The sequence below is a fragment of the Pseudomonas sp. S3(2024) genome (assembly GCF_036861315.1).
Classification (GTDB): Bacteria; Pseudomonadota; Gammaproteobacteria; order Pseudomonadales; family Pseudomonadaceae; genus Aquipseudomonas; species Aquipseudomonas putida_A.
This window is the reverse complement of sequence record NZ_JAZAQQ010000012.1, coordinates 59,815-78,001: the sequence shown is the minus strand read 5'-3', so window position 1 is coordinate 78,001 and position 18,187 is coordinate 59,815. Positions and strand designations below refer to the sequence as shown.

14 protein-coding genes and 1 tRNA gene are annotated in these 18,187 nt (G+C 60.9%); 3 read left to right on the top strand and 12 right to left on the bottom strand.

Going from position 1 to position 18,187, the window contains the following annotated elements; genetic code table 11:
* Nucleotides 1-31 precede the first annotated feature (31 nt).
* Nucleotides 32-1,474 carry an NADP-dependent succinate-semialdehyde dehydrogenase gene (gene gabD, locus VLA07_RS24085; RefSeq protein ID WP_007963502.1) on the bottom strand — a complete coding sequence of 481 codons (1,443 nt, stop codon included), beginning with the start codon at nt 1,472-1,474 and terminating at the stop codon, nt 32-34.
* Nucleotides 1,475-1,918: 444 nt separating this feature from the next.
* Between gabD and VLA07_RS24080 the strand changes: the two genes are divergently transcribed.
* Together VLA07_RS24080 and VLA07_RS24075 are read left to right on the top strand one after the other, a co-directional pair.
* Nucleotides 1,919-1,995, top strand: a tRNA-Arg gene (locus VLA07_RS24080).
* A gap of 272 nt (nt 1,996-2,267) precedes the next feature.
* Nucleotides 2,268-3,269 (top strand): restriction endonuclease, encoded by a 1,002-nt coding sequence (locus VLA07_RS24075; RefSeq protein WP_150369365.1) that lies wholly within the window; start codon nt 2,268-2,270, stop codon nt 3,267-3,269.
* A 246-nt stretch (nt 3,270-3,515) separates the two neighbouring features.
* Here the strand turns inward: VLA07_RS24075 and VLA07_RS24070 are convergent, their stop codons facing one another.
* The 5 genes from VLA07_RS24070 to VLA07_RS24050 form a co-directional block, all read right to left on the bottom strand.
* On the bottom strand, nt 3,516-3,746 hold the full coding sequence (locus VLA07_RS24070; protein WP_414888209.1) for a hypothetical protein: 231 nt from the start codon (nt 3,744-3,746) through the stop codon (nt 3,516-3,518).
* 57 nt (nt 3,747-3,803) lie between these two features.
* Nucleotides 3,804-4,373, bottom strand: coding sequence for a hypothetical protein (locus VLA07_RS24065; protein WP_150369363.1), 570 nt, complete (start codon nt 4,371-4,373; stop codon nt 3,804-3,806).
* Entirely contained in the window at nt 4,370-4,951 is a 582-nt protein-coding gene (locus VLA07_RS24060; RefSeq protein WP_333991972.1) for an RNA polymerase sigma factor, read from the bottom strand. The genes VLA07_RS24065 and VLA07_RS24060 overlap by 4 nt, the downstream gene beginning before the upstream one ends.
* A 29-nt stretch (nt 4,952-4,980) precedes the next feature.
* On the bottom strand, nt 4,981-6,666 hold the full coding sequence (locus VLA07_RS24055; RefSeq protein ID WP_333991906.1) for a vWA domain-containing protein: 1,686 nt from the start codon (nt 6,664-6,666) through the stop codon (nt 4,981-4,983).
* Between the two features lie 88 nt (nt 6,667-6,754).
* Nucleotides 6,755-7,315: a YbhB/YbcL family Raf kinase inhibitor-like protein gene (locus VLA07_RS24050; RefSeq protein WP_115988485.1), complete on the bottom strand. Its 561-nt coding sequence runs from the start codon at nt 7,313-7,315 to the stop codon at nt 6,755-6,757.
* Nucleotides 7,316-7,454: 139 nt separating this feature from the next.
* On the opposite strand from VLA07_RS24050, the gene VLA07_RS24045 reads away from it, so the two are divergent.
* Nucleotides 7,455-8,978 (top strand): FAD-dependent oxidoreductase, encoded by a 1,524-nt coding sequence (locus VLA07_RS24045; protein ID WP_333991903.1) that lies wholly within the window; start codon nt 7,455-7,457, stop codon nt 8,976-8,978.
* A gap of 115 nt (nt 8,979-9,093) precedes the next feature.
* Here the strand turns inward: VLA07_RS24045 and pgaD are convergent, their stop codons facing one another.
* From pgaD to VLA07_RS24015, 6 genes are all read right to left on the bottom strand, one after another.
* Nucleotides 9,094-9,627, bottom strand: a complete 534-nt coding sequence (pgaD, locus tag VLA07_RS24040) for a poly-beta-1,6-N-acetyl-D-glucosamine biosynthesis protein PgaD (protein WP_333991901.1) — start codon at nt 9,625-9,627, stop codon at nt 9,094-9,096.
* Nucleotides 9,624-10,979 (bottom strand): poly-beta-1,6-N-acetyl-D-glucosamine synthase, encoded by a 1,356-nt coding sequence (gene pgaC, locus VLA07_RS24035; protein ID WP_007961454.1) that lies wholly within the window; start codon nt 10,977-10,979, stop codon nt 9,624-9,626. The genes pgaD and pgaC overlap by 4 nt, the downstream gene beginning before the upstream one ends.
* Nucleotide 10,980: 1 nt before the next feature.
* Nucleotides 10,981-12,978 carry a poly-beta-1,6-N-acetyl-D-glucosamine N-deacetylase PgaB gene (pgaB, locus tag VLA07_RS24030; protein ID WP_333991899.1) on the bottom strand — a complete coding sequence of 666 codons (1,998 nt, stop codon included), beginning with the start codon at nt 12,976-12,978 and terminating at the stop codon, nt 10,981-10,983.
* Between the two features lie 12 nt (nt 12,979-12,990).
* On the bottom strand, nt 12,991-15,474 hold the full coding sequence (gene pgaA, locus VLA07_RS24025; RefSeq protein WP_333991897.1) for a poly-beta-1,6 N-acetyl-D-glucosamine export porin PgaA: 2,484 nt from the start codon (nt 15,472-15,474) through the stop codon (nt 12,991-12,993).
* A 247-nt stretch (nt 15,475-15,721) separates the two neighbouring features.
* Entirely contained in the window at nt 15,722-17,227 is a 1,506-nt protein-coding gene (locus VLA07_RS24020; RefSeq protein ID WP_096796921.1) for a YdgA family protein, read from the bottom strand.
* A 292-nt stretch (nt 17,228-17,519) separates the two neighbouring features.
* Nucleotides 17,520-18,155 carry a hypothetical protein gene (locus VLA07_RS24015; RefSeq protein WP_025113416.1) on the bottom strand — a complete coding sequence of 212 codons (636 nt, stop codon included), beginning with the start codon at nt 18,153-18,155 and terminating at the stop codon, nt 17,520-17,522.
* Nucleotides 18,156-18,187: the final 32 nt, after the last annotated feature.

Here is an 18,187-nt window from a genome sequence, read left to right as displayed (position 1 = left end):
CTTTGCGTTTACAGCGATCTTCTACCGAGGCTTAGATGCCCAGGCAGAGGTATTTGATTTCCAGGTAATCTTCGATGCCGTACTTGGAGCCTTCACGGCCCAGGCCCGAGGCCTTGATGCCGCCAAACGGCGCGACTTCGTTGGAGATCAGCCCGGTGTTGACGCCGACCATGCCATATTCCAGCGCTTCCGCCACGCGGAACACACGACCGAGGTCACGAGCGTAGAAGTACGACGCCAGACCGAACTCGGTGTCGTTCGACATCGCGATCACTTCGGCTTCGTCTTTGAAGCGGAACAGCGGCGCCAGCGGGCCGAAGGTTTCTTCCTTGGCCACCGCCGCGTCTTTCGGCACGTTGGTCAGGATGGTCGGCTCGAAGAAGTTGCCTTCCATCGGCTTGCCACCGGCCAGCACGGTGGCGCCTTTGGCCACGGCGTCAGCGATGTGCTCTTGCACCTTGGCCACGGCTTTTTCGTCGATCAGCGGGCCAGTGGTGGTGCCTTCTTCCAGACCGTTGCCGATCTTCAGCTTGGCCACCGCCACTTTCAGCTTCTCGGCGAACGCGTCGTAAACCGAATCCTGAATGTACAGACGGTTGGCGCAGACGCAGGTCTGGCCATTGTTGCGGTATTTGGAAATGATCGCGCCTTCGACGGCCTTATCCAGGTCCGCGTCGTCGAACACGATGAACGGCGCGTTGCCGCCCAGTTCCAGCGAGACTTTCTTGATGTCCTTGGCGCATTCCGACATCAGCTGACGGCCGATTTCGGTCGAGCCGGTGAAGGACAGCTTGCGCACGATCGGGTTGCTGGTCAGTTCGCTGCCGATGTCGCCGGCGCTGCCGGAGACCACGCTAAACACACCTTTAGGGATGCCGGCACGCTGCGCCAGTTCAGCCAGAGCGAAGGCGGAGAATGGGGTTTGCGAAGCCGGCTTGAGCACCATGGTGCAACCGGCGGCCAGCGCAGGGCCGGCTTTACGGGTGATCATCGCCGCCGGGAAGTTCCACGGAGTGATGGCAGCAGTAACGCCGATCGGCTGCTTGATCACGATCAGGCGCTTGTCCGGCTGGTGGCCCGGGATCACGTCGCCGTAGATACGCTTGGCTTCTTCGGCGAACCACTCGATGAACGAAGCGGCGTAAACGATTTCGCCCTTGGCTTCGGCCAGCGGCTTGCCTTGCTCGAGGGTCATCAGGCGCGCGAGGTCGTCCTGGTTCTCGATCATCAGTTCGAACCAGCGACGCAGCTTGCCTGCACGCTCCTTGGCGGTCAGTGCACGCCAGGCCGGCAGCGCTTTGTCAGCGGCTTCGATGGCGCGGCGGGTTTCGGCGGCGCCCATTTTCGGCACGGTACCGAGAATTTCGCCGGTGGCCGGGTTGTTGACCTTGATCGTCTGACCGTTGTCCGCATCGACCCAAGCGCCATCAATGAAGGCTTGCTGGCGGAACAACTGGGTATCTTTAAGCTGCATGTCGGCTTTCCTTAACAGCACCGCGGCCTGCGCGGAGCAAAATTATGATTGTAGAAAGGCGCCTCGCAAGGCTGCCGTCAGGGAAATCATCTACCGGGTGAGGCGCAGCGATCGTGCGTTATTCACAGCACCTGCGCATCCACACCCCGTCAAAGAGCGTTTGAAATCTCAAACGGATCGTAGGAGCAAAGGGGGTAAAGGACAATAGGTCGTTCGAAAAAAAGAACAAAATCCCAGCGTTTGCTGGTTTTTTCAGATCAACGAGCAAAAAGCCCCGGCCGCAGCCAAACCATAGATCAGCCAGGAAAAAGCGCCAAGCGAGGGTTTTGCAGGACGTTACAGCTTTAAGGAATGCAGCGTCTGCGCACCGACACGCGCACTGACAAAACCCGCCAAAACCCGGCATGGACGCCCCGAGCCGACCTAGGTATGATGTCGCCCGCTGCACCAGTAGCTCAGCTGGATAGAGTACTGCCCTCCGAAGGCAGGGGTCGTGGGTTCGAATCCCGCCTGGTGCACCACTGATTTAAACGAGAAAGCCCCGGACTGTGATGGTCCGGGGCTTTTTTGTGGACGTTGGTTTTTTCTGGCAAATGATTACGCAAGACTTGGCCAGACGGGGCAGTTGTCAACTTAGAGTTGACAACTGCCCCGGTCGACGGACTAAACGTTATCGACGAAATCTTCGGCATTTGCCGCCCATGACTGAAGCTTCTACCTTATGCAATGCGCTAAGAGATGTCGGTCGGGAAAACTAGCAATCCCATTCGAAACTCAAAACCAAGGAGGTGATATGACCAAAATGTGGATGATCCGTGGCGAGTCTGGTCGCCTGTACGATGACTTCCGTGAGCGTGGCGTGGTCGCAATCGGGTGGTCGCAGCTCGCACCGCTTGCCAAGCCCGGGATGTCGCGCAAGGAAGTCACTCGCCTCTATCAAGACATTGAGCCCAACATCAAACCCGGCACCGCCATATCAGGCGCATCGCAGGTTTGGCGCTTCATCAACGAAATACAGCCCGGCGATTGGGTCGTTACCTACTCTCCCGCCAACCGCACCTATCTTGTCGGCAAGATCACGGGCGATTTCAAACACAACCCTGACTTGGCCGACCTCGGCATGTCCCTGACACGCCCAGTGCAGTGGATAGATCAAGAGGTTGATCGCGACAGCCTCACTTCAGCCAGCAAAAACAGCCTCGGCTCAACCCTCACGGTGTTCGTCGTTCCGGATTTTGCACTCCAAGAACTGAAAGCGATGGCAGCTGGCAACAAGCCTCCTGCGCTACCTCCAGTCGAAGAAGAATATCCGGACAGCGATCCTCTGGCAGGTATGGAAAGTCTGGCGCTTGAACGAATCAAAGATTTGATCAGCGCTTTACCGTGGGACGATATGCAGCACCTTGTCGCCGGTATTTTGCGAGCGATGGGCTACAAGACGCAGGTCTCTCCGGCGGGACCTGATCGCGGGAAGGACATCATCGCCTCACCGGATGGATTCGGCTTTGAGAATCCACGAATCATCGTGGAGGTTAAGCACCGCAAAGAGCAGATGGGCAGTCAGCAAATCCGCAGCTTCCTTGGTGGGCGGCACAAGGATGATCGCGGACTTTATGTGAGTACCGGCGGTTTCAGTAAGGACGCCTATTACGAAGCTGAGCGGGCAAATGTACCGCTAACGCTTTGGACATTGGACAACCTCGTACGCGCATTGATTGAGCATTACGGCCAGACCGATTCGGAGACCAAGCGGTTGATACCGCTAAAAATGACGTACCTGCCTGTTGCTGTCTGACATGCTGATGTACTAACTCTCGAACGATATCCGGCCAGACTTTCCAAAAAGGACAACCATCAAGTAAAACTTGACGGTTCGAGCCTCGTACTTGAGTCGGGTCAGGTAGCTTTCTTGGGTAGTTTCTGAGGTGGTTTCTTGGGCAGTTTCTTGGGTAGCCCCAAGAAAATCGATCGTTGTTTTTCTAGCATCGCTGTCCGACACCCTCAGCGCTCAGTACTTTGGGGGGAGCTCCATGGTTATCCGTCACTCCGTCGTCCAGTCAAACTCATCGTAATCGTCGTCTTCCTCTTCTTCCCCAACCTCCTCAAAAACCTCGTCTTCTTCCACGACGTCTTCTTCCGACTGGTTCAGCAGAAACTCCTTGCGCGCCTCGGTAATCGCGCGCCGCATCTCCTCGCCCTTCTGCGGGCAGTTGAGGAGTTGGGCGATGCGGTCGATTTTTGCTGCCACGTTGTTCTCCAGCGATTCAGCTATGGCCCGATAGTGCGCGTTTTTGCGGGGCAATGCCAAATGGCTGGGCGAACAGGGCGGTCAGTTCTTCTGGATTTTTTCCAGTCGGGCGTCGAGGTCGGCGTTCGGGTAGCGTTTGTGCAGGTTGTTGAACAGGGTGTCGGCCGCTTTCGATTGGCCGGATTCGCGCAGGCGCAAGACTTCGCGCAGTTGTTCGTCGAGGCCGTTGGCCGGGGCGGCGGCGCGTTTGCTGGTTTTGGCTTCATCGGCGCTGAACGCCTCGCTGTGCATTGGCGCGGCCATTTCTGCCATCGGCGCGGGGGCGGACAATGCTTCGGGGGCTTGTTTGCGCGCCAGTGGCGCAGCCGGTTTGGCCGCCGGTGCGAAGTCGAATTGCGGTTTTGGCTCAGGCGCACGTTGCACCAGCGACAGCATCAGTGCCACACCGACCACGCTGGCGAATGCGACCTGCCAACGCGGTTTCTGACAGGCCCGCAGCCAGCGTTGCCACAGGCCTGGCTTGGGCACGGGTGTTTCGCGGTGAGCAGCATTGAGGATGAACGCATCAAGGTGCGCCGGCGGTTCAACATTGTGCTGTTCGCGTACATGTTTGATCACAGATTCTTCGGGTGTCTGGCGGGCGTCAGTCATGTCAGTACCTCCTCGGCCAGCAGCCGACGCAGTTTTTGCTGGGCGTAGCGCAAGCGGCTCTTGACGGTTTCCAGCGGTGTTTCGGTGAGGCTGGCGATTTGTGCCAGGTCGAGGTCGCCGTGGGCACGCAGCAGGAACACTTCACGCTGGTCGGCAGGCAAGGTTTGCAGAGCGCTTTTCAGGCGCTGGCTGTCGCGGCTGAGGTTCAGTAATTGTTCGGGATCATTGGTCTCGTCGCCAATCGCATGCAGCTGTTCGTCGTAGCTGTCGTGCAGCGGCTGATGTGCGCCGTGTTTGCGCCAGTGATCGATCAGCCGATTGCGCGCAATCTGGAACAGCCATGTACGAAACGTCGCCCGTCCCTGTGGCTGACTCGTGCTGCGGATCAGGCTCAGCCAGGTGTCCTGAAACACTTCGTCAGCCAGTTCCGGTTTGCCGCTCAATCCAAGCAGAAACCGATACAAACCCTGACGATGGCGCGCGTACAGAATCTCGAACGCCGCGCCGTCGCCCTCGCGATAACGCGCCAGCAGGGTTTCATCGCTGCTGGCGGCCGGGCTGTCTGGCGTAGCAAACAGCTGACTGATGAAGCCTTGCAAGCGGCTCACTATTCAATCCGTCGCTCAGTGGGCATCGCGATCGATGCGGTTGAGGTGCGCAGGCTTTGCGCCAGTTCCACCAGTTGCACGAACTCGTTGCGCAAGCCGAAGCGGTCGTCGCCCCGAGCGCCACGGGCCAGGGTTTCGGTGTCCTTGAGGCTGAAGTCGCCGGTGTAGCGAGCGTCCTTGAGCTGCTGGGAAAACGCCGCCACCGCCGCCGCAAAACGCAGGTCCTCGCTGGCTGGTGCAACCTGATTGGCAATCGGCCGCTCGATCAGCAGACTTTTCCCACCTTCAGGCTGTTGATAACGCACACGCAGCATCGCCAATTCTCCATCCTTCGCAGCAACCACCTTCTCCGATTTACCGTAGCGCAGCGGTTCCAGCCAGCCCTGCTTACCTGCCGGGACAATTTCATACAGCGCGGTCACCGTGTGTCCTGCGCCGACTTCACCGGCATCGACTTTGTCATTGCTGAAATCCTCACGCTTCAAGGTGCGGTTTTCGTAGCCAAGCAGGCGATATTCACTGACCTGCGCCGGGTTGAATTCCACCTGCAATTTGACGTTTTTTGCCACCACCGCCAGGGTCGAACCGAGTTGATCCACCAGCACTTTGCGCGCCTCGCGCAGGTTGTCGATGTAGGCGTAGTTGCCGTCGCCGGCGTCGGCCAGTTGCTCCATCAAGTGTTCATTGTAGTTATCCACACCGAAACCCAGGGTGGTCAGGGAAATCCCGGTTTTGCGTTTATCCACAGCCATTTGTTTGAGGCTGTCGAAGTCGCTGACGCCGACGTTGAAGTCACCGTCGGTGGCCAACAGGATGCGGTTGATGCCTTTGGGAATGAACGCCTGCTGCGCCATTTGATAGGCCAGTTCGATGCCCGACGCGCCAGCGGTTGAACCGCTTGCGGTCAATTGCTCGATGGCTGTGCGAATTTTCGCCTTGTCGCGTCCGGAAGTCGGCTGCAGCACCACGCGGGATTCGCCGGCATACACCACCAGCGACACCCGATCCTCCTCGCGCAACTGATCGACCAGCAGTTTCAATGTGCTTTTGACCAGTGGCAACCCTTCGCGGCGATCCATCGAGCCGGACACATCCACCAGAAACACCAGATTCGCCGGAGCCAGTTCCGCCACAGCCCGGTCGGAGGCCTTGATGCCGATGCGCAGAAGGCGGGTGTGCGGATTCCACGGGGTGACGGCCAGTTCGGTGGTTACGCCGAAGGGCGAGCCATCGCTGGGCAGCGCATAGTTGTAGGGAAAGTAATTGACCATCTCTTCCAGCCGCACCGCACCTTCCGGAGGCAGGCGTCCCTGATTGAGCAGACGCCGGACGTTGGCGTAGGCGCCGGTATCGACGTCGGCGCTGAAGGTCGAAACCGGAGATTCGGCCACGCTATGGATCGGATTATCGGCCAGGGCCTGATATTGCTCGCGCTGCTCGTCGCGATAGCCTTGTGGATAACTTTCCGGGGCCGGCATCGCCGCGAAACTGGCAATCGACATCGCACGTGCGCTGCGTTTGGGCAGCACACTGTCGGCAGCGAGCGCTTCATGCTCAATCGATGCCTGTGGCTGGGCTGGCGCCGGAACGGCAGCCGATTCGGGATTGGAAGACACGCCGCAACCGGCGACGGTCAACAACACACCGACGGCAACGGGTCGCAGAAAAGGCAGGGAGCGGGACATGGGGGCTGACCTCGGGATGAAAGTGATCCATTCATCCAATGAGACGGGCAGCCCTTTCAGATCGGGTTAAACGCCGCTGAAAATTTTTTTAGCGGTGATAACGCCGCACCACGCTGCTGTTACGCAGTACGTGGCCTTTGATTTTGTCCATCAGTTCGGCGCGGGTCAGGCCGGCGGGCAAGGCGTCCGGGGCCAGATCCAGGGCGTAAATCTGAATGATGTAGTGGTGGGCGCTGTCGCCGACCGGTGGGCACGGCCCGATGTAATGGGTGGTGCCTTTACTGTTGGTACCGCCCACGCCTTCAAGACTGGATTTGGCGCCGACGCCGGCCGGGATCTGCCGGGTGGTGGCCTTGATGCCGTAGTGAATCCAGTGATCGACGCCAGCACCTTTCTGGCCGTCCGGGTCGTGCATGACGATCGCGTAGCTCAAAGTACCGGCAGGCCCGGCGTTCCACGCCAGCGCCGGCGACTGGTTCTTGCCACCGCAACCGGTCGCATCGCTCGCGGCGGCCGAGGTGAACAGACGGTTGTCCGAGACACCGGGGATGTCGAGGGTAAAGCGCTCGGCCGCCTGCGCCGGAAACTGCACGCAAAGGGCGACGGCGACGGCCGCCAGCCAAGGGTTGAGAGAGGTCAATCGGGTCATTCCGGGAGTACCTTGTGCAGTTGGGCCTTCGTCGGCCTGCAAACTATAGCTGTACCGTTCGTACCTTGGCAGTGGCAATTGGCTGAACCTCGCACTGCGGCGCAAACTCGTAAGAGAAATGCCTGTCAGGAGCACGAACATGAGCCTGCACCATGTCGCCCGTGTCGCCGATGTCCCCGAAGACCGTGGCCTGCAAGTCGAAATCGGCGAGCGCAAGATTGTCCTGCTCCACGCCAATGGCCAACTGCGCGCATTTCAAGGCGAATGCCCACATGCCGGGGCGCCACTGGCTGACGGCGCGCTGTGCAACGGACGCCTGATCTGTCCTTGGCATAAAGCCGCATTTCGCGTCGAAGACGGCGCGTTGTGCGAGCCACCGGCCCTCGACAGCCTCAAGCGTTATCCGCTGGAGTTACGAGGCGATGAGGTCTGGGTCGATGATCAACCGCTGCCGGATGCGCACACGCCTCCGGCCGATGATCCGCGCACCTTTGTGATTGTCGGCGCAGGTGCAGCCGGCACGGCGTGCGCGGCCGCATTGCGGGAGAAAGGTTTCGGTGGCCGGATCATCATGCTCGACCGCGAAGCGGAGGCCGGTTACGACCGCACGGTGCTGAGCAAATTCGTCCTCGCCGGCGAGATGTCGGCGCAGGAAACTCCGCCTCTGCGCGATGAAGATTTTTATCAAGAGCAGCGCATCGAACGCCGACAAGGCGCAATCACTGCCCTCGACGCTTCAGCGAAAACCCTGCATCTGAGCGACGGCCAATCCCTGCGCTACGACGCCGCGGTGCTCGCCACCGGCGGCAAGCCCAATCCGCTGCAACTGCCCGGCGCCGACCTGCCGCAGGTGTTTGTGCTGCGCTCGAAAGCCCAGGCCGAACAGATCATGCGCGAGGCCAAACCTGACCAGCGCGCCGTGATCATCGGCGACAGCTTTATCGCCCTCGAATGCGCCTCGGCCCTGCGTCAGTTCGGCCTCGACGTCACAGTCATCGCCCGCCACGCCATCCCGTTTGCCGCGCAATTCGGTGAAGCGGTGGGCAAGGCGATCCGCGCGCTCCACGAACAACACGGGGTGAAATTCATCACCGATCACGAAGCCCGGGAAATCACTGGCGACGGCAAGGTCGAGGCGGTGTTGCTGGACAACGGTTTGCGCATTTCGGCGGATCTGGTGCTGGCGGGGGTTGGCGTTCATCCGGCCACAGAAGCGTTCGCTTCGCTGCCAAGGGAGAAAGACCGGTCCCTGCGCGTCGATGCCGGTCTGCGGGTCTGCGAAGGTCTATGGGCGATTGGCGATATCGCCACGTTCACCCTGAGCGGCCAGCCGCAGCGCATTGAGCATTGGCGCCTGGCCCAGCAGCACGCACGCATCGCTGCCGCCAACATGTTGGGCGCCGATGAGCATTATCTGGATGTGCCGTTTTTCTGGACCTGGCACTTCGGCAGGAACTACGACTACCTGGGCCACGCCAGTCAGTGGGATGAAATCGAGTTCAAGGGCGAACCCGAGCATCCGCCCTTTATTGGCCTGTTCGGACAGAACGGCGTGGTGGTTGCCGCTGTGGCATGCGAGGAGGAGCGGGCCATGGCGATGCTGGCCGAACGCATGAAACAGCCGCTGACGATGGAAGACGCGTGGGAACTGATTCGCGGCTGAATGCTGAATGCTGAATGCTGAACGCTGAACAATGTAGGCGCTGCCGAAGGCTGCGATCTTTTGATCTTTAAAATCAACAGATCGCAGCCTTCGGCAGCTCCTACAGGGGAGTCGTTCAGGTGAGGCGGTTCACCGGGTCGCGATTATCGTCATCCTCGGCGTGCAGAAAGATCACCCGTGGATGTTCCAGCGGCGCCAGCGGTGGCGGCAATTCCGTCGGTGCCAGTGGACGAAAGTTCAGCACCACATGGCTGATATCACCTTCCTGGTCGTTGTGGATGGTCATCACCCCGGGTGTGCGCAGCTTCTCCAGGCGGTCATCGCACAGGCGGAAGCTCTTGCTCAGCCCTTCATCATCGACCACCGGTGCCGGCAAACGACGCTGGGCGAAGCTTCTGCTTTTGCGCTGCTGATAACGCGCCCAACCAATCAGGATCACTGCGTTGACCAGCGCCACCCACAGGTAGATCTGCAACGTACCCAGAGCCTCGAATGCCGAATTATCGATGCGCGGCCCACCGGCGTGGGTCTCGATCAACGGCCACAGTCCGCGAATCAGCAGAAACAGCAGGCCGACCCAGGCCAGCACGGTGAGGACCACATCGACTACCACCAGGAAGGGCCGCTGGCGGGTCCGGATGATTTTCATTTGATGACCTCCTCTTCGTCGTCGCCGACCGGTTTGATACCCCGGTCAGGGCTGACCCAACGCGCACGCTTCTGGTGTTGACCAAACAGCACTTTGGGGAAACTGACCAAGGTGGTGAGCAGGCTGACCAGCCAGAACGCGATCGGATACCAGACCACCCAGAACATGGTTCGGCCCAGACCCGGTTCATAGCGCCGGTCGATGATGATGCTGACCGCGAATTGCACCAGGCAGACGAACGCCAGCAACAGGCCGGTGAACGCCGGGGGCATCAGGTGATGCACGGCAATCGATTCCGGCATGACCACGAACTTGCCCACGCCCCAAAAGATCACCGATAGCAGGAAGGTGAAGGCCCACCCGGTCGACAGGCAGTACTCGAACAGCAGTGGCCACAAATAACGATGACGGTACTGCCAGATCCCGCGAATGTTCTTGAACAGCACCTCGGCACCGCCCTGGGCCCAGCGCAGGCGCTGCTTCCACAGACCGCGCAGGGTTTCCGGCATGAGGATCCAGCACAGCGCGCGCGGCTCGTAGAAGATGCTCCAGTGATCGAGTTGCAGCTTCCAGCTGATGTCGATGTCTTCGGTGATCATGTCCGGGCTCCAGTAGCCGACCCGGTTCAACGCGGTACGACGAAACGCGACGATCACCCCGGACACGGTGAAGATCCGCCCGAACACCCGCTGCGTGCGTTTGATCAAGCCGATGATCGACGAGAACTCGCCGACCTGCACCCGCCCGACCAGGGTCGAACGTGTGCGGATGCGCGGGTTGCCGGTCACTGCGCCAAGCCGCGCGTTGTCGAGCATCGGCGCCACCAGATAGGCCGCCGTGTTCGGCGCCAGCAGCGCGTCGCCGTCGATGCACACCAGATATTCGCTGCGCGCAGCAATCGCACCCATGCGCAGGGCCACGGCCTTGCCCTGGTTTTCCGCCAGATGCAGCACCCGCAGGCGTGGGTCTTCCTGAGCGAGCCGGTCGAGCACTTCGGCGGTGTTGTCCTTGGAGCCGTCGTTGATCGCGATGACTTCGATGTTCGGGTAGTGCTGGGCCAGCGCCGCGTGAATGGTGTCGGCAGCGTTTTCGCCTTCGTTGTAGCAAGGGATCAGGATCGAGATCAGCGGCTCGCCTTCCAGTGGCGGCGGCAAAGTGTCGTCCTTCCACGGCCAGTGGCGTTCCCAGTGCAGCCAGAAATACAGGCCGCCGGCAATCCACAGCCCGGACATGAACAACGGGTAGAAGAACACGAAGTCCATCAGGAACTGCCCGGTGACCAGGAAGATCAACCCCAGCGGCACGCCGAGGACGAGCGCCAGAACAAGCAGGGCTAACAGTCTATCCAGCATGTCATGGGTTCCATTTGTTGGAGAGCGCAGGCCTTACGGTTTTCAGGTCCGGCAGGTTGTCGAGGAAGTTGTCCGGGTAGTAACCGAAACTGGTCGCACCCTGACGCTTGAGCCGGCCCATCCAGTCGGCCAATTGGGCGCCGTCGATGTCGGCCTGATCCTTTTTCGTCCAGTCGCGGGCCTGCAGTTCGAAGACTGTGCGATCCAGTGCACCGGGGCGCTGTTTGATCTTCGCCACCAGTTCTTCAAGCCACGGGCCGGATTGCGCCTGGGTCTGTTTTTCCATCAGTGGCATGGCCATCGGCGCCGTCCAGTCGTAGGTCACGAGGAAATCGTCGAGGTTCTGCGCAAACCAGGCTTCGCTCTCAGGATTGAGCACCGGCTCGGCGAAGATGTTGCGTGCGGTCAGCACCTGCGGGCCACGGATCGCACGCACCTTGGCGGTCAGCTCATTGGTGAAGTCGATCAGGTATTGGCTCTTGAACCGCGTCCAGCGCTGCATGGCTGCCGGATCATCGCGAAGCGCAGCAATTGACCCCGGCAAGCCATGCGCGGCATAAGCCTTCAGGGCCTCGGGGCTGGCGTCTTCGAAGTCCGAGAGCACCGCGTCGTCGTGATAAAGGATGCCGTCGACCGAGGTCAGGCGCGCCACGTCTTCGTAGATTTCACCGATGATCCGCCGTACTTGCGGATCGAATGGCGACAGGCGTTGATACTGGCCCGGATCGACCGAAGTGGTGCCGGTTTTCGGATCCCAGCGCGTAACACGCGGCAGCTTCGCATCGAGGCCGAAACTCAGCACCGGCATCCACGCGAACACTTTCACGTGCGCCCGAGTCCGCAGTTGCCAGGCAACGCGATCGAAAATGTCGGCGCGCACCGGCAGGTGACGGTTGGGGAAGTACAGCGAGTGAACCAGTCCGTCGCCCTTCGGATCAGCGAAGGCCTGCAGGAACACGGTATTGGCGCCCATGTCGGCCATGCGCTGAATCAGCTTGCCGAGGTTGATTTCCTGCTGCGCCGGGTCCGGGTCATAAACGTTGTCGAGATCGACGTGCACCACACGCATGGCGAAATCCGACTGCACGCCAACAATGCTGTTGGCGAAATGCTCGCCGTCAGGATCGGAGGCCACCAGGAAACGCGGGCTGCTCATCAGGTTGTCGAGAGCGTCGAGACCGTCGTCCAGGGTCAGGGCCATTTCGTAGCCCTGCTCGCCGACCACGGTCAGCGAAGTGCCGTCCGCCGTGCCGTACGGCCAGACCCAGATGCGCGGTTTTTTGCCGGTGACCTTGCGGATTTTTTCCGAGATGGCCGCGACGTCATTGCGTATCCGGGCACGGAACTCCTCTTCGGATTCGTAGCGTTTGGTGAGCGGATCGTAGCGACGCGTCGCCGCCGCCGGCTGCAGGTTGCCCTGCGGGTTGGCAAGAACGCCTTTGTGGTTGGCGTCGGTGTGCGCGGCGATTTCCACCAGCCCCGATCGCGAAATCTCGCGCACCTGATCCCAGGTCAGGAAGTCGGAGCGTGCGCGGGGTGCACCGGCAAAATCCACTGGCTGATTGAGCGGGGTGTCGATCCAGGTGCCGACCGGCGCCAGCAAGGCGTGCCAGTTGTAGGCACGCAGCACCGGCAACACGCGGGTATAAAAGCTTGAGTAACCGTCGTCGAAGCTGAGCAGGATCGCTTTGGCCGGCAGTTCCGGGCCGCCCTTGCGCGCCGCCATGATCTGGTCGACGGTGACCGGTTGGTAGCCGTTCTCGCGCAGCCACGCGAGCTGCTCGATCATGCGCTCGGTGCGCACCGCCACCACGGCCTGATCAGGGTCACGATCTTCGACGTCGTGATAGGCGATGCCCAGCACATGGTTTTTCGGCCACGGTTTTTCACTGGCCGCCAGCGGACGTTGCGACGGCGGCGCGAAAGCCGGGGCTTGCTGGGCGCAGGCGCTGATCAGCAGCACTCCCAGCAGAAGGATGAAACGCGTCATCAAAGGCATCTTCAAACTCTTCTAGAAGCGGAAAGTGAGGTCGACGAGCAGACGCAGATCGGTCTCCCGATCACCGTCGTAGGGCCGGTTGATCACACTGAACAAGCCGCCCACCTCGAACACGTCGTTCCAGGCATAACGCTGGCCATAACCGAGCATCGCCATGCCGCCGGTGCCGTGGTCACGCTGGCTGTAGGTGCCCGCACCCGCCTGGAATTGCTGGCTCCAGGATGTTTCGTAGCGGTGGTAAAGCACATGGTTGACGTTGACCGTCGGCATCACGCTGAAGTCCGACTTCGGGTTGAAGTACGGCACGTCATCGGATTTCGAGTTGTGGCTGGTGCCGACTTCCAGACCGGCATCGACCTGCACGTTCGGCGCGCTGTAGACACCCTCGCGCCCGGTGAGCAAGGCCTCGAGGCGGTTGTTGCCATCACTGAAGTGCGACGGGCTGACCGACAGCCGCCACTCGCGGCTCTCGTTGGCGCGCCAGCGGATGAACGCGTTGCCGCCGTTGGCCTTGATGTCGCTGTTGAGCGCACGCAACGGCGTCTCGGCCGACAGATAGGCGAAGCTGCCGCCGTACTGCCAGTTATCGTTGATGTCGCGGGCAATCGCGATGCGCGCGCCCTGCTTGGCGCCATAACCGTAATTGTGGTTGGAGACCTCGGCTTCCAGGCTCATGTCGCGGGTACGACGTTCCAGGCCCACGCGCTGGAAACGGTCGGTACCGGTGCCTTCGGCGAAGTCGCCGGTGGCATAACCGGCGCCAACGAACACCCGCCAGTCTTCATCGATCGGCGGGCTGTACAGGGTGCTCTGGATGCCGAAATCGCGGCTGCCACTGACCGCGCCCGCACCGCCGCTGCCGCCGCCCCCATTGGCCTTGCCACCGTAGGCTTCGACGCGCAATTCGGACATGTCGTGCACTTCGCGCTCGCGGGCCGCGCGTTGCACCTGGCGGTTGTCGGGAAAACGCGCGACCACGTCATCGGTCAGCGCATCCATTTGCCGCCATTCCTGCAGGGTCATCGCGGTGCGCGCCTGAGCCAGTTCCAGGCCCATGTCGCGCGGGGCCATGCTTTCGGTTTCCTTGAGCTGGTTTTCAGCGCGGCGTGGCCACTGTCGGGCCAGGTACAGATCGGCCTGGGCCAGACGCAAACCGAGGTTGCCCGGGGCCTGATCGACCAATGTCTGCAGGCGCTCCTCGCCGTGCGGCAGGTCAGAGCCGTAGGTACCGGCCTGCGCCGCGAGCTGCTGGGCGTCCATCCATTCGTCGTTGGGGTTGCCGATCGGCAAGCCCTTGAGTTCGACGCGCGGCTTCTGGGTCTTGGCCAGATCCTCGGCGACTTTGCGCGCTTCATCGGCGCGGTCACTTTCCAGCAGCGAGTAGTACAACGCGGTGGTGTCTTCGAGACGATCACCGACATCAGCGTCGGGGGCCGACAGCACCTGGCGATACAGGTCAGTGGAGACTTCCGGCTGGCGCTGATCCAGATACGACGCCGCCACCCAGCGCAAGGCGTAGGTCGGAATCTTCACGCCTTCGCTTTGCAGCTTCTGATATTCATTGATCACGTCGGCGGTGCGCGCCCGCGCCTTGAGTGCGCCCATGCGGTCGATGCGCCAGCGAATCACGTCATCGTGGGCGCTGGCGTCCGGAGTCCAGGTGGCGAGCAGCTTGTCGTAATCGGCCAAGGCGCGGTCGGCGATCACAAAGCGTTCTTTTTCGCTGCGGGTGGCGAGTTCGGCCAGACGCACGCGTTCGGCAGCCAGATCACCTTCGAGGCGGCGCAAGGTGACCGGGTCGATCAGCCCCGGACGTTGGTTGGCCAGGCGCAGCGCCGGTTCCGGCAGCCGCGCCTTTTGCAGAGCGACCACGTATTCACGGGCGACTTCCGGCTTGCTGCCGGCACGCATGAACGCCTGATCGTATTCGAACAGCGCGTCGTACTGCTTGCCGGCGCGGGTCAGGGCATAGCCCAGTGCGAGACGGCGTGAGGGATCGTCGGGTTTGGCGGCAACCACAGCCTTGGCGCGGGTCACGGCTTCGTCGGGTTTACCCGAGTCAGCCTGAGTCAGCGCCAGCCCCAGTTGCAGGTCAGCGTTGTCCGGCTCCAGCGCCAGGGCCTTGTTGTAGACCTGGGTCGCCTGCTCCCAACGCTTGAGGTTGCGATAGGCGCGCGCGGTGGCGGTCAGTGCCTGCACCGGCAGCACCCGGTCACGGCCCTGGGTCTCATAGACCTGCACCACCTCGGCATCGAGGCCGGCCCAACTGGCGATCTGCAGGTGATCGCTGATCTGGCCGGTGGTCGATTGCCCCGGTGGCACCTGGCGCAGCACGTTCAGCGCAGGCGTGGTCTGCCCCGCACGGGCATCACGCACCATCTGATCATAGGGCGTATCGGCAAACGCCAGTGCCGGCCAGAGCAACTGGCTGCACAGCGCAACGCGAAACAACGGGCGTAAACCACGATGTAAAACAGGAACATCAATACGCGGCATTCGTCAGCATCCTTACATGGCCAGCCGGGTCGCAATGCCCCCCTTGCCCATTCGTAACGGAGACCGAGTCAAAAGAGACCCAGCCAAGCTTAGTCAGGCAGTCTTGCATGCAAGCGTAGTCGAATATCCAGAACGCAATAATTGTTCAGAATCGTGGCGCCGGCTCAGACGAAAACCCGCACACCAGACAGCAAAACGCCCGGCGTCTGTGGATCAGAGGCCGGGCGTTGTTATTTAGAACGCAGGATTACTGCACTTGCGTGACGCCAGCGAACTTGCTCATCAGGAAGCCGACGAACTGCTCAACGGTCATTTTCTGGCCGTTGAACTCCACCTGATTGGCGGCGTAATGCAGCTTGGTCACGACATTGGTGCCCTCGACGGTCGCCAACTGCGAACCGACGGCCATGCCGGAGAACATGTCGGCACCGGCGCTCGCCTGGTCGACGATGGCTTTGGCGTCAGTCTGACCGTCGAGCTGCGCTTGCACGCTGAGCAGATCGATCAGCATCGGCTTGGACACCTGAATGTTCAGGTCCAGCAGCGCGACCAACTGTTTACCCAGTTGATCCGGCGGCAGGTCCATCGACTGCGGCTTGGTCAGGTCAATCACCAGACTGGCGCGACTTTCACCGTTGGCGGTTTTCAGCGACAGGTTTTCCAGCGCGATCTGTGGACTGGCGGCCAGCAGTTTCTGCAGGTCAGCCTTGACCTGTGCCGACTCGGCTTCGGTCAGGTTCAGTTCCGGTGCCGGCAGGCCGGCTTCGGCAGCGGCCGCCGCTTCCTTCTCGTACGGCTGCAACTTGGTCTGGTAGATCTGCATCAGCGACATCGTCGACGGGATGTCGAGGTTCTTCAGGCTCATGGCCATGTTGGCCGAACCGATTTTCTTGTCGTTGAGGGTGACTTCACCCACCTTGTAATCAGCGCGGCCCGAGGCATTGCTGCCGCTCTCTTCGGTGAGGTTCTTCATTTCGAAGTTCTTCACGCCGAGTACCGACTGCTTGGGACCGAAAGTGGTTTTGCTGTTGGTCAGCTCCAGGGTGTTTTCCCCGGTGTAGTAGCCGTAGCTGCTCTTGGTAAGGTTGCTGGCCAGGGTCAGACCGTTGAGTTCGACCTGCACCGGCGCCTGATCCTGCGACACGGTGACCAGTTTCAGGTTGTCCATGTAGCCGTCAGCCTTGACCTTCTGCGCCTGGGCACTGGCGGAGATGTTCATGGTCAGGCCGGAGAATTTCAGGCTCGACTGCTCGTCCAGCGCGGTTTCCAGCGGCAGCAACTCGAGGCTGCTGGTGGTGGATTCGTCGTAGCCGATGTTGGTCACGCCCTTGAGCGGCGCGGCGCCCTTGGTGGCGGCGAACCATTTTTCGGTGGCCGGGCTCTTTTCCAGCTCGTAATTGCTGGTGGCCATGACCGGCAGCCACTTCAGCGACACCAGGCGCGAGAACGGCAGCGGGCCGTGCTCGATGTGGTCGACGAACAGCAACTCGACCGGCTGGTCGCCGAACATCTCGCCCTCGCCCTTGAGGCGGTAGTGCGCGGTGCTGGTGAAGGTGTGACGCTCCAGCGACACCAGCTCCAGCGACGCGGTGCCATTGGAGCCGGCCATCGCGGTCTGCAGCTCTTTGTTGGCGTTGCTGACGGCGTTGTTCAGTACGCCTTCAATCTTGGTCCCGGTGTACCAGGCCCCGCCGGCGCTGATCGCACCGATGGCAACAACAATCCCGAGAAGCACGCCTGCTGATTTATTCATGAATGACCTGATCAATGTCCGTGGCTGTAAGTGTCGTCGTCTTCCCTGAACCCGTGACCGGGTCGCGGCTCGACTCCGCTGAAATTAGCGGTGGAGATTAGCACTGGCAGCGCGAGGCGGCCCAATGTTTAAAGGTTAAAGAGTGTCTATGGGGAGTGTGGACAGCTGACAGGCGGGGAGAGTTGCAGTGTTTTTGAGGACGCTATCGCGAGCAGGCTCACTCCTACAATTGAAATGCGTTCCCCTGTAGGAGTGAGCCTGCTCGCGATAGGGCCACTGAATTCCCAGAAGATCAGGAATACTGAACCTCGATCTCATCGAGTTGATGATCAAAGCTCTTCAACCGCGCCGTCCAGGTATACACCAGCACTTCAAAATCCCGATCGATCACCGCCCCGCCCGGCCCGTCAGCGCGCGGGTCGCAGAAATCCAGCTGATAGCGCTCACGGGCCATGGCCGTGGCGACATCCGACAGCTCGCGGGCATTGTTGAGCCAGTGCCAGCCTTCATCGGCAATCTGCTTGTCGAGCTCCAGACACTGTTTTTTCAAGGCTTCGAGGCTTTTTTCCAGCGGCGTGCCGGTGAGTTCGCCCATGACTTCGGCGAAGGTGCGTCCCGGTTGCCAATAGCTGCCCCAGAAGTAGCGGTCGAACACGGTTTCGACCCGGCGCAGGGCGACTTTGGTGTCCCAGATCAGCACCAGGGTCTTGCCTTGTTCAAGTTGTCTTTTCTTGACTCGCTGCACCTGGATCGACGCCCAGGCCACCACGACAATTGCCATCACCGCGATCAACGCCGTGGCACTGTCGAGGAAGACCATGGCCTTGTCGATCTGATGGGCCAGCATGATGCCGTAGAAATAGGTGGCCGATAGCAGCACCAGCGCTACCAGGGCGCACCAGAAGCCGAGAGCGTAAGGGTTTTTCATTATTGGTTTCCCCTAGACCAGCGCTAGCAATG